The sequence below is a fragment of the Phycisphaerales bacterium genome (assembly GCA_040221175.1).
Taxonomy (GTDB): domain Bacteria; phylum Planctomycetota; class Phycisphaerae; order Phycisphaerales; family UBA1924; genus JAHCJI01.
The window spans coordinates 104,074-116,058 of sequence record JAVJVK010000011.1 but is presented as its reverse complement, the minus strand read 5'-3'; the positions used below and the strand labels follow the sequence as shown (position 1 = coordinate 116,058).

Here is an 11,985-nt window from a genome sequence, read left to right as displayed (position 1 = left end):
CGCCACGCGCTCCAGCGCCGCGCTCAGCCGCGCCGCGGCGGCCCGGGCCGAGATCGCCCCTGCGGCGTCGGGCTCGGCCGCGTCGGCCTGCGCTTCGGTGGTCGGGGTCATGGTCGGCGTGGGGGGCGGGGGCGCCAGCGCGAAGGTCTCGCCCTCGGCCGGGCCGGCGCCCAGGTCCAGGCTCACGGCCGGGGCCCCGGCCTGGTGGGCGACCCCGCGCAGGGCCAGGGCCAGCATGCCCAGCACCGCCGCGTGCACGCCCACCGACACCAGCACCGACACGGCCGACCGCGCCCGCCGCGACCGAATCCCGGGCAGCCGCTCGGCCAGCGCTGAAAGTCCACCCAGCCCGCTCAGCCCGGCGGCCCCTGCCCGGCGGCCGAGCGACGCGACGCCCTGCGACCAGGCGGCCACGCGGCCCCGGGGCGCGCCCCGCCGCCCGCCCCCGCCGCCGTGCTGCCGACTGCGCCCTCGCCGTGGTCCGGGCCCGTACCAGTGCCGCATGCCCCATCGTACGGGCGTCGATCCCCACCGGAGCACTATCCTCCAAGCATGACCCAGACCCCTACACAAGCCCCCACCGACGCCGGGCCGGTGTCCCTCACCCTCGCCCACTCGCCCGATGCCGACGACATGGCCATGTGGTGGCCGCTCACCGGGTTCATCGATCCCGACGGGAACCTCCTCCGCCCCCCCGCCATCGACACGGGCCGCTTCACCTTCACGCCCAAACCCGAAGACGTCGAGCGCCTCAACGCGACCGCGCGCAGCGAGCCGCTGGACATCACCGCCATCAGCGCCGCGGCGTGGCCTTCCCTTTCAGACCTCTACGCCATCACCGACTGCGGCGCGAGCTTCGGCGAGGGCTACGGGCCCAAATTGGTCGCCCGCGAAGACTCCACCCTGCACTGCGACGGCTGCGTGCGCGCCCAGAAGCCAACGATTGCCATCCCCGGCGCGCGCACCACCGCGGCGCTCGTGCTCAAGATGGTCCTTGGTGACGCTCGCAGCGACATCGAGCTCGTCGAGATGCCCTTCCAGCAGATCGCCCCGGCCGTCCTCGATGGCCGCGTCGGCGCGGGCGTGCTCATCCACGAGGCGCAGCTCACCTACGAGTCGATGGGCCTCAAGAAGCTGCTCGACCTGGGCGCGTGGTGGACCAAGAAAACCAACCACCCCCTGCCGCTCGGCCTCAACGTCGTCCGCAAGGACCTCGACGCCGAGCACGGCCCGGGCACCGTCGCCGAGATCAGCGCGCTGCTGAGCCAGAGCGTCGCCCACGCCCGCGCGAACCCGCAGGACACCCGGGCCTACCTGAAGCTCCACGCCGCGACACGCCCCGAGTGGCACGACGATGCGCTGCTCGACCGCTACCTCTCGATGTACGTCAGCGAATTGACGGCGAGCATGGGCGACACGGGCCGCGCAGCGCTGACGAAGCTGTACGAAGAGGGCGCGAGCCAAGGCCTCTTCGACCGCGCGGTCGAGCCGGTGGTGGTGTAGCCGCGCCCGCCCCGTCCGAACGCCACAGCATCCGCGCCGCGAGTCTTCGAGCAGAGCGCATGCGGAGGCGAGGCGGCCCCCGGCCGCCCGGGCGACAGCCCGCCAAGCGAGCGGAGCGAGCGTTCAAGAACAGCCCTATTTGAGCGAGCCGGAGCGCAGCCGTCTTCGGCTCCGCGCAGGCGTCGAACTTGGGCGCACCGCCAGATCGCGGTGCGCCCGGATCACCGTTGCAGCCCCGCGGCAGGGTGCGCCCGAGCGGCCGTGCCCCGCCACGGCACGGAACGCCCTGCGCATCGGCCCCGGCCGTGCGCCGAAGTTCGACGCCTGCGCGGAGCCGTCCCGAAGACGCGGCGGCTGCGCTGCGGCTCGACCACGTTGGGTTTTCTTGAGGCGCTCGCGTTGCTCGCTTGGCGGCCTTCGGCCGGGCCCTGGCGGGCCTCGCCTGCGCATGCGCTTTCGCTCGAAGACTCGCTCGGCGGATGCTGCGGCGCGGGGGCACGGTGCGGGCGCTCGTGCACGGTGTGCCCTCGCGGCGCGCAGCACGAGGGGCGCGCCCGTGCACGCCCCTCGCCTTCGAACCCCGGTTTGTCGAATCCCAATCCGTCGAATCGCGCGAGCCCTAGCTCGCCTTCTTCGCCTCGCCCACCCCCTCGGGCACCTGCTCGACCAGGGTCGCCTGGTTGCCGGCGCCGAACTGGATGGCGAACTGCGCGAGCCCGCCGTCCTTGGTAGAGGTCTGCGGCGTGATGCGGTAGGCCACCTCGGGCGTGCCCAGCGGGATGCCCGTGTCCGTCAGCTCGCGGTCCTTGAGCGTCAAGAACGGCACGAACGGGTTGTTCGTGCCGCCGATGCGCCGCTCGACGCGGTAGGTCACCGGGCCGACGCGGGCCGGGTTGGGGCACGCGAAGCGCACGGTCAGCTCGCCGCCGATGGACAGGCTGTGCTTGAACATCGTCGGCGTGCCGGGCGCGGGCGTCGCGGTCCGATCGGCCGGCGCGGGGACGACCGCGGCCGTGTAGATGGCCTCGGGGTTCTCGGCGTTGCGGGCGGTCGCGCGGATGATGGTCACCTGGCCCGAAGCCAGGCTGCGCATCGACGCGACCGCCTCGTCGAAGGCCGCGACGGCGTTGCGGTACGCCGTCTTGGCGTTGATCTTGGCCGTGCGGGCGTTGGCCGCCGCGCTGGCCAGGGCGCTCAGCTCGCCGATCACCGCCGGATCGAGCTTGAGCAGCACGGCGTTGTCGGTCCAGGGGGTGATGTGGGCCTGGACCCAGTCGATGGATTGCTCGGGTTGGGTTGGGATGGTGCTCATGAGATTGCTCCTGTCGCCTCGGCGGCGGGCCCATGCGCCGCGTGCGCGGCGAGGGCGATGGTGGGTGCGAACGTGGCGGGCCAAACGAGCCGGGCCGCCGACGGCTTCGTGCAACATGCCGTGGGCATCTGCATCGCTCCTTGCGGCGGCCGCGCCCTTCGAACATCCACGAGCGGGCGACCGCGTCCTGAGAAACTCGGCCCCGCCACACCGGCGGGGCCGAGAACCTCATCGAGCGTTCTGGGACCCGACTTCACCCGGGGTCCGCCGGATTCGTGTACTTATTTCCCCGCACGGCCGCGATGGCGCCGGGCCCGGCCCGCGCCCCCCCACGGCCCCCCACCCGATCTGATCTCCCTTCGTTCGGAAGAACGGGCCTCACGGCCCCCCACGACCTCTGGGGCGGGTCGGTCACCCCACCAGCCAGCCCGAAAGATCCCGTCTTCCCATGGGGCGGCGCGAGTTTCTCATGGGAGGACGAAGTTTTGACCCCAGAAAACTTCGTCTTGACCCCTGGGGACGAGAGTTTCTCATGAGAAGACGAGACTTTGCGGGGTCAAGACGAAACTTTCTCATGAGCGGACGAGACTTTGTGGGGTCAAAACTCCGTCTTCCCATGAGGCGGCGCGAGCTTCCCATGGGAAACTTTCGTCCCGAGGCGAGGGGGCGCGGGCCCGGCGTGGGATGGCGGGCGGACCATCGTCCGAAAAGCCCTTGCGGCCGGGGGCGGTTTCGGGTATGCTGCCCGCCAGAGGAGACCGACCATGCCCCGACTTGTCGCCAGGACCCCCACTGCCTCGATCGCCGCCGTCCTCACCACGCTCGCTCCCGCCGCCGCGCTGGCCCAGCCTGAGGTGCCCGATGGGTTCACGATCCGCCGGATCGCGCCGCTACTGGATGGGGAGCCGCCCCGGATGGAGGCCATCCAGGATCCGGATGGCTTTGGGACTGGAGTCGTGACCGCCACGTTGAGCGATGGAGTGACCACGTTCCGACTTGTCAGCCCAAGTGGAACCATCTCGGTGCTGGGCACGACGCTCGTCGACGGTGGAACGTTTGTCAGTCGTGTGGCGTTCGATCGTGCCGGCATCTTCGATTCCCCGCTCAATGCGACCATTGTGTCTGGTTCAGAACCTCGGCCCTTCGGCAACACGACACGCTTCGTGACCATCGACCGCGATGGAACCGTGCGCGAGCGTTGGTTGGAAGGCGCGTCCTCGGACCAAACCGCGTACAACTTCACGATCACCAATGGGCAGGCGGGCAATCCGGTGGGTGCGGTTCTTCTGGACGCAGACGCCACCAACGGAACGAAGCTCGCAAGGATGGACACGGGCTACGCGGTCTCGGTCGTCGATCCCGATTCAGTCCCCGCGTCTCGCTCGGATACCGACGTTGTGGGGATGCAGGTCGATCTCAGTGGCAGGTATGGCGGAGGCGTCCTGCTGGCAGATACCGACAACACCGACAGCCGAACGGCTATCTACGAGCTGCGCGACGTCGACGGCGGCGGCAGCTATCGCGCGATCTACGGCCCGGTCTCTTGGTCGCTGCGGCGGTACGGCGATCTCGCCCTCGCGACCGACGGCCTTCTTGCGGGGCCGTCTGGGGGCCTGCTCTACGTGACCGAAACGCTCACCGATGAAGTTCAGACCGTCGAACCAGACGGCACCCACACGACGTGGGCGACCGGCTTCACCGACATCGACGCGCTGAGCATCAGCCCCGATGGTCAGAGCATGTATGTTTCCGACAACTTCGGCGTCTGGCTCATTCGTCAGAGCGGCATCGAGCCGGGCCCCGTGGTCATCGAGACGAGCCCGTCGGTGCCCGCCCGCTCGACGCTGACCGGAGCGCCCGTCACGAGTTTGCGCATCATCTTCAACGAGCCGGTCAGCTTCGACGACGCCGACGTGACGATCATCGACGGCGATGGCAACCCCGTCGCCTTCGACGCGTCGGGCTCGGGCAGCCAGTTCATGCTCATCGGCCTGGGTGCGCCCCTCGACGGCGACGCCTACACCGTCACCATCGCCGATAGCGTGCGCAGCATCGCCACCGGCGAGGCCCTCGACGGCGACCGCGACGGCGTGGCCGGCGGCGACGCCCAGCTCATCTTCGCCCATGCGTGCCAGGCCGACTTCGACGGCGACGGCGAACTGACCATCTTCGACTTCCTGGCCTTCCAGAACGCCTTCGACGCGGGCTGCCCCTAGCGGCAGCTGGCTCGCTGAGCGCGGCGCGGGCCCGCATAGGCAGGAGTCCCCAGGCCGACAAGGGGATCTACTGGCCCTTCACCAAATATTCACAAAAGTTGGTGTCGCGTTCGGACCTTTTTGGGGTAAGCTTCCAACAGAGGGAGGAACCGCTCGCTCGCCCACCGGTCGGGGCGCCACGCGAATCGGCCGGTGGGCGGCGACGGTTCATTTTCCTGCGACAAGCCGATGGCGGGAACGCACGCCCGCTCGTCAGCCGCCGTCCTCTCCACCTTGCGATGCCCGCGCCTCTTCCTCCAGCGCAGCCGAGTCACCCTCGGCCGGCTTTACGATGATCCTCATCCGCCCATCCTCCACCGCGTAGCGGGCGAACACGTCGCGCAGCTCGGCGGGGGTGAACGAGCCCAGGGCCTCGCGCTCCTTCGCCATCTCGTCCAGCGAGCCGCCCAGGTACGTCAGCGTGCGCAGCTCGCGCAGCCACGCCGAGGGGTTGCGCACCGTCTCGTCGTGCACGTTGCGCAATTGCTCGACGGCGATGGCGAGCTCTTCTTCGGTCGGGCCCTCGCTGGCGAAGGCCTCGTACATCGCCTTGACCTCGCCGGCCAGTTCCTCGGCCCGGGCGGGGTCCGTCGTCGTCTGGACGCTGAGCAGGCCGAAGCCCGGCCATGTCCGGGCCGTCCGGTGGCTGACGCTGGGGCTGTAAGCAAGGCCGAGCTCTTCGCGGATGCGATCGATCATGCGGCTGTTGAGCACGCGCGCGGCCAGGCGCAGGGCCCGGACATCGCGCGTGTCCCACTCGTTGGCGCCGTAGTAGCCGGCGATGACGTAGGCCTGGGGCGTGGAGACCTTGGGCTCCTTCAAGAGCTCGATGGGGCCCTGCGGGCGGTCCATCTGCCGGGCCTGCCAGTTGGTCCGGTTCGACACGCGCGGCCGCGACTCGAGCGAGCCCAGGTAGGTTTGCACCAGCTCGATGGTTTCGTCGACGTCCAGGTCGCCCACGATCGCCAGCTCGATGGGGCCGCTCAGCTGCTCGTCGAGCCAGGCCTGCGCGGCGGCGGTTTCGATCGCCTCGATCCTGTCCTTGGGCACCAGGCCCGGGCGGGTGTCCTCGGCGGGGTACATCGCCTCGATGACGGCCTTGAGGGCCGCGCCCTGGGGCATGGTCTCGAGCATCTCGAGCGTGCGGAGCTGCCCGCGGCGCCACTGCTCGATCGCCGCGTCCTCGACCATGGGGTCGGTCAGCAGCAGGTGGCTGAGCGTCAGGGCGTTCTCGAGTTCGTCGGGCGTGGTGGAGAAGCCCACAGTCAGCCCGTCGGCGTCGGACCCGCCGCGGACGCGGGCCTTCCAGCCGGTGGTCAGATCGTCGATCTGCGTGGAGCTGAGCCCCCCGCCGGCGGGGCGCGCCAGCGCGGTGGTCGCCGCGTCGGTCAGCCCGCGGGTCTCGGGCCCCTCGTGCACGAGCCCGCCGTAGACGTGGATCGAGCCCAGCACCTCGCCCTGGCGTTCGGTCATGCGCTTGATGTGCACGCGCACGCCGTTCTCGAGCCACAGGCTGGTGACGCCGGTGTCCTCGTGGGTGGTCTTCTCGGCGATGCCGCCGGGGGCGGGGGTTTCGTCGAGCAGCGATTCGGCGCGGGCCTGGGCGCGGTAGGCCTCCGGCTCTGCCGCGAGGGCCGCGTTGCCGGCGGCCAGGAGTTCGCTCTCGGTTGGCGTGTTCTCGTCTTCGCGCGTCTGCAGCGTGAAGACGGCGTCGTCGAAGGCGAAGACGTCTCTGAAGTCGGCGTTGGTTTCTTCCAGCGTGACGGTGGGCAGCAGCTCGCGGAGCAGCTCGAGTTGTTGCGCGACGCTCATGAACGGCTCGCCGCTGGCGATCGACTCGACCACCGCGCCGCGGAGCAGCCGGCTGGGCCGGGTCGCCTCGCCCTCGACCGCCCGCTCGGCGCTGGACAGCAGCCGCCGCTTGGCGTCCTCGAGCTCGGGCCGGGTGAAGCCGTGGATGGTCGCGCGGCGGACCTCGCGGCCGATCTCCTTCAGCACGTCCTTCCAGCGGCCGTTCTCGCTGCGGCCGGTGGCCTGCGTCCACTGGATGGCCCCGGCGAAGTCGCCCGTGCTGACGCTGCCGCCCAGCATGGTGAGCTCGCCGTTCTGCACGCCCTCGCCCAGCCGGTCGTTCATCATGGCGGTTGCAAGCGAACGCACCAGATCTTCGCGGTACTGGCCGATGGTGGTCGTCGGACCGCCGGGCACGCCGATGAAGTTGATGGCGACCTCTTCGCGGGTCTCTTCGGGGTCGCTGGCGACGATGGCGCGGCGGCCCTGCGTGGGCGCCACCCCGGCGTCGCGCGGCTCGGGGCGCTCGACCAGTTCGCCCTGGTCGAAGAGTTCCTCGATGGTGCCGGTCAGGTCCTGCGGCATGACGTCGCCGACGATGAGCAGCGTCATGTTGCTGGGCACGTACCAGGTGTCGTAGTAGCGCTTGATGGGCTCCAGGCCGGCGGTCGTCAGCACTTCCTCGGTGCCGATGGGGATGCGCCGGCCGAACTCGCTCTCGGGGGCGATGCGTTCGATGAGGTCGTAGAGCACGCGCTGCTGGGGCGAGAGCGAAGCGCGGCGTTCCTCGAGGATGATCTTGCGCTCCTGCTCGATGCCGCTCTCGGGCAGCAGCAGGTTGCTGGCCACGTCGCTAAGGAACAGTAGCCCCGCGTCGATCGACGCGGGTTCGGTATCGGGCAGGCTGATGGTGTAGCCCGTGCGGTCGAAGCCGGTGACGGCGTTCTGGTGGCGGCCGAAGCTCATCCCCATGTTCTCGAAGAACGGGCGCACCGTGCCGGGGGGAAAGTTCGTGCTGCCGGCGAAGGCCAGGTGCTCGAGGAAGTGGGCCAGCCCGCGCTGGTCGTCCTCCTCGTTCAGCGAGCCCGAGTGCACGTGCAGCCAGAGTTCGACCCGCTCGGGCGGCTCGGCGTTGGGCACGATGACGTACTCGAGCCCGTTGTCGAGCGTGCCGCGGACGAGGCGCGGGTCTTCGGGGAGCTTCTCGGCCGGGTCGAACTGGGGGCCGCCCCGGGCCTGGTCGTCCTGCGAGAGGGCCGGAACGGCGACGGCGACCGCCAGCAGCAGAGCCGCGAGGCGGGCGAGTGGGTTGGTGAGCGTGGTCATGGTCCACGATAGGGATGCGCGGGCGGGGCCGGGCCTCCGCAGGGGCGGGAAGCCCCTAGGCGATCACGAGCCCGCGTCCACGCCGGTCTTCTCGCTCACCGGGCTGAACAGGTCGAGGATGCGGCACCGCTCGAGCGCCCTGCACGCGTGGGGCAGGTTGGGCGGCAGCTCGAGCACCTGCCCGGCCGAGACGATGACCTTCTCGCCGTCGCCGCCTTCCGTGCCTCCAATCGTGAACTCAGCCCGGCCCTCGAGCATCACGACCATCTGCTCGTTCTCGTGGCTGTGGCTGGCGACCTCGAAGCCCGGGTGCAGCACAACCTCGCTGATCATCATCCGCCCGCCCATGATGCGGCGGCGGTCGATGAGGGGCATGGGTTGGTCGGAGGGCAGGTCGGCGAGCGTGTGGAGGGTGTGCGGGGTCATGCCCGGAGGCTATGACTTCAGCCGCTCGGCGAGTTCTTCAAACCCCGGCTTGCCCATCAACGCAAACGTCGCCTTCTTGCCGAGCTCGACGGCCGGCTGGTCGTACGCGTCGACGCCCAACATGAGCCCCGCGTAGGCGGTGGCGATCTGCCAGAGCATCATGAACTGGCCGACGGTGTGGGGGGTGACCTCGGGGAACTTGATGGTCAGGTTGGGGCGGCGGCTCTCGGTGAGCGCGAACTCGGTGGCCTTCTTCTCGGCGCTCAGGAGGGTGGCGAGGCTGGAGCCTTCGAGGTACGCCAGCGCGTCCTCGCCCAGGCCGGCGGGGATGGCCACGTCGGTGGCGAACTTCTCGACCTCCAGGAAGATGATCGCCTTGTCGTTGGGCCCCTCGCGATAGAGCTGCACCTGGCTGTGCTGGTCGGTCGCGCCCAGGGCCTTGACGGGCGTGAAGCCGGCGTACGTCACGCCTTGCACGCCCTTGACGATCTTGCCCAGGCTCTCGGCCCAGAGCTGCCGCCACCAGTCGGCCATGAGGTAGAGCTGGTTGGCGTAGGGCATCATGACGTGCACCGTCTTGCCCTGCCGCTGGCCGAGCTCAACAAGCACGGTGGCGAGCATGGCGGCGGGGTTGGCGTGCAGGTCTTCGCTCCGGCACGCCTGCTCCATTGCGGCGGCGCCATCGAGCAGGGCGTCGATGTCGATGCCGCACAGGGCGCAACTGATCAACCCCACCGGGCTGAGCGCGCTGAATCGGCCCCCCACGCCCTCGGGCACGGGCAGCGTCTCGTAGCCCGCCGCATCGCACAAGCGGCGCATGGTGCCCTTCTCGGGGTCGGTGACGGCGATCAAGCGATCGACGTGCCCATCGCCCCGGGCCTTTTGCAGCATGTCGCGCACGATCAGGAACTGCGCCGCCGTCTCGGCCGTCTCGCCGCTCTTACTGATCACCACGAACAGCGTGCGGTCGAACTTGGGGTCCTCATTTGTTATGAAACCCAGCGTCTGGTGGAAGGGGATCGGATCGGCGTTGTCGAGCACGAAGAGCCTCGGGTGCGTCCGGTCCTTCGCCAGGTTGTGCGTCAGCGGGTTGAGCGCGCTCTGGAGCGCGATGTTGCCCAAGGCCGAGCCGCCGATGCCCAGCACCACGACGTTGTCGAGCTGGCCCGCGTACTTCTTGGCGATCGCCTTGACGGCCTTGACGTGCTCCTCACGCATCGCCCCCTCGGCCAGCAGCCGCCATCGCTCCCAGCCCGTGCCGCGGCTGGTCTCCAGCCGCTGGGTCAGCACCACCGCCGCTGCGGCCGCAGGACCGCCCGGGGCCAGCACGTCGGGGTCCAGCCCGTGGTCGTGCACGGCGGTGCTCAGGCAGCGAGCGGTGTCGAGGGCGAGGGTGGTGGCGGTGGTCGTCGTTGCGGGCATGGCCGAGGGTATCGGTCATCGGCGCAGGGCGGCCACCACTTTCAACTCCACGGCGATCGGGGCGTTCCCCCCCTGCGGCAGGCGGCTGACCTCGATGGTCGTGCGGCAGGGATTCGGTTTCCCTTCGCCGGCGAAGTACTCCTTCCAGAGCGCGTTGAAGGCCTTGAAGTCCCGCGGGATGTCGGTCAGGTAGACCTGCACGTCGACGATGTCCTGGAACCTCGCCCCGCCGGCCTCGACGACGGCGCGGATGTTCTCGAAGCACGCCCGGCACTGGGCCTCGAAGTCGTAGTCGACCAGCTCGCCCGCGTCGTCGAGCGTCACGCCCGGCACGGAGCTATCACCAGGCGCCCGCGGGCCGACGCCCGAGCAGAACAGGAGGTCGCCAACGCGGCGGGCGTGCGGATACGCCCCGACGGGCTTGGGAGCGGCATCGGTTGAGATCGAGTCAGACATGAGTTACCCACCCGTGTTGATGGTGACGCTCTTGGGCTCGGTGAAGAAACGCATGGCCTCCCAGCCGCCCTCGCGGCCGACGCCCGATTGCTTGACGCCGCCGAAGGGGGTGCGCAGGTCGCGGAGCATCCAGCAATTGACCCACACGATGCCGGCCTGGAGCGCCGCGCTCGCGCGGTGGGCGCGGGCGAGGTCCTTGGTCCACACGCTGGCGGCCAGGCCATAGGGCGTGCCGTTGGCCAGCTCGATCGCCTCGGCCTCGGTCTCGAACCGCTGCAAGGTGCAGACCGGGCCGAAGACCTCTTCCTGGATGATCTGGCAGTCCTGCCGAACGTCGTCGAGGACCGTGGGCAGGTAGAACGCGCCGTTCTTCACGCGATCGGGCGCCGAATCGGGCGTCCTGCCACCGGCGAGCACACGCGCCCCATCCCCCAACGCCCGCTCGACGTACCCGGCCACCTTGTCGCGATGGTCGTGGCTGACGAGGGCGCCGAAGCGGGTGTCGCCCTCGAGCGGGTCGCCCGGCTTGAGCCCCTTCGCGCCCTCCACGAGCGCCGAGACGACGCGGTCGTACACCCCCGCCTGCACCAGCACGCGCGAGCCGCACAAACAGATCTGGCCCTGGTTGCTGAACGCCGCCCGGATGGCCGTCGCGCTGGCCTGCTCGACGTCGGCATCATCGAAGACCACGAACGCGTTCTTGCCGCCCAGCTCGAGCGAGCAGGGCTTGAGCGACTCGCCGCACACCTTGCCGATCCACCGGCCAACCTTCGTCGAACCCGTGAACGTCACCGCCGCGACGCCCGGATGCTGCACAATGCTCGCGCCCGCGGGCTCGCCGTAGCCGTGCACGATGTTGAGCACGCCCGGCGGCAGCACCTTGGCCGCCCGTTCGCCGAGCATGCTCGCGGTCGTCGGTGTCAGCTCGCTGGGCTTGGCCACCACGGTGCACCCGGCCGCCAGGGCCGGCGCGATCTTCCAGGTCAGCAGGTACAGCGGCAGGTTCCACGGGCTGATGGCCCCAACGACGCCCTTGGGCCGCCGCAGCGTGTAGCCGAGCATCTGGCCCGGCACGTCGTGGCTCTCGCTGGCGAACTGCGCCGCCGCCGTCGCGAAGAAACGCAGGTTCCGCACGGCCCGGGGGATGTCGATCGATTGAGCGACCGAGATCGGCTTGCCGCTATCGATGCTCTCGGCGCGGGCGAAGGCGTCCAGGTCCGCGTCTACCGCATCGGCGAGCTTCATGAGCGCGTCGCAGCGGGCCTCGCCATCCAGGCTCGCCCACGCGTCGAACGCGCCCGTCGCCGCCTCCACCGCCGCGTCCACGTCGGCCTCGGTCGAAGCCGGGATCGTGCCGATGGTCTGCCCCGTCGCAGGGTCGACGTTGTCGATCGTCGCGCCGCCGCTGGCGGGCCTGGGCTGGCCGCCGATCCAGTTGGCAAGATGGGTCGCGGTGCTGGCGGTAGAGGTGCTCACCGGGCACTGTAGATCCCC

9 protein-coding genes are annotated in these 11,985 nt (G+C 70.1%); 2 read left to right on the top strand and 7 right to left on the bottom strand.

The features are described 5' to 3' along the window. A partial coding sequence (locus RIE32_09830) for a hypothetical protein (GenBank protein ID MEQ9096550.1) occupies window positions 1–504 on the bottom strand: 504 nt, incomplete at its 3' end. 48 nt (window positions 505–552) lie between these two features. On the opposite strand from RIE32_09830, the gene RIE32_09825 reads away from it, so the two are divergent. Further along, a complete protein-coding gene (locus tag RIE32_09825; protein ID MEQ9096549.1) occupies window positions 553–1,503 on the top strand; it encodes an MqnA/MqnD/SBP family protein in 951 nt (316 codons plus the stop codon). A gap of 619 nt (window positions 1,504–2,122) precedes the next feature. Here RIE32_09825 and RIE32_09820 read toward each other — a convergent pair. After that, window positions 2,123–2,815, bottom strand: coding sequence for a hypothetical protein (locus tag RIE32_09820; protein MEQ9096548.1), 693 nt, complete (start codon window positions 2,813–2,815; stop codon window positions 2,123–2,125). Window positions 2,816–3,579: 764 nt separating this feature from the next. Here RIE32_09820 and RIE32_09815 point away from each other — a divergent pair. Further along, window positions 3,580–5,031, top strand: a complete 1,452-nt coding sequence (locus RIE32_09815; protein ID MEQ9096547.1) for a hypothetical protein — start codon at window positions 3,580–3,582, stop codon at window positions 5,029–5,031. 252 nt (window positions 5,032–5,283) lie between these two features. Here RIE32_09815 and RIE32_09810 read toward each other — a convergent pair whose 3' ends face one another. The 5 genes from RIE32_09810 to RIE32_09790 all read right to left on the bottom strand — a co-directional run bounded on the left by RIE32_09810 (window position 5,284) and on the right by RIE32_09790 (window position 11,967). After that, window positions 5,284–8,187 (bottom strand): insulinase family protein, encoded by a 2,904-nt coding sequence (locus tag RIE32_09810; GenBank protein MEQ9096546.1) that lies wholly within the window; start codon window positions 8,185–8,187, stop codon window positions 5,284–5,286. A gap of 63 nt (window positions 8,188–8,250) precedes the next feature. Continuing rightward, on the bottom strand, window positions 8,251–8,613 hold the full coding sequence (locus RIE32_09805) for a cupin domain-containing protein (protein MEQ9096545.1): 363 nt from the start codon (window positions 8,611–8,613) through the stop codon (window positions 8,251–8,253). A 9-nt stretch (window positions 8,614–8,622) separates the two neighbouring features. Continuing rightward, window positions 8,623–10,035, bottom strand: a complete 1,413-nt coding sequence (locus RIE32_09800) for a glucose-6-phosphate isomerase (protein MEQ9096544.1) — start codon at window positions 10,033–10,035, stop codon at window positions 8,623–8,625. A gap of 15 nt (window positions 10,036–10,050) precedes the next feature. Continuing rightward, window positions 10,051–10,491, bottom strand: coding sequence for a RidA family protein (locus tag RIE32_09795; GenBank protein ID MEQ9096543.1), 441 nt, complete (start codon window positions 10,489–10,491; stop codon window positions 10,051–10,053). A gap of 3 nt (window positions 10,492–10,494) precedes the next feature. After that, window positions 10,495–11,967 (bottom strand): aldehyde dehydrogenase, encoded by a 1,473-nt coding sequence (locus tag RIE32_09790; protein ID MEQ9096542.1) that lies wholly within the window; start codon window positions 11,965–11,967, stop codon window positions 10,495–10,497. Between the last annotated feature and the right edge of the window lie 18 nt (window positions 11,968–11,985).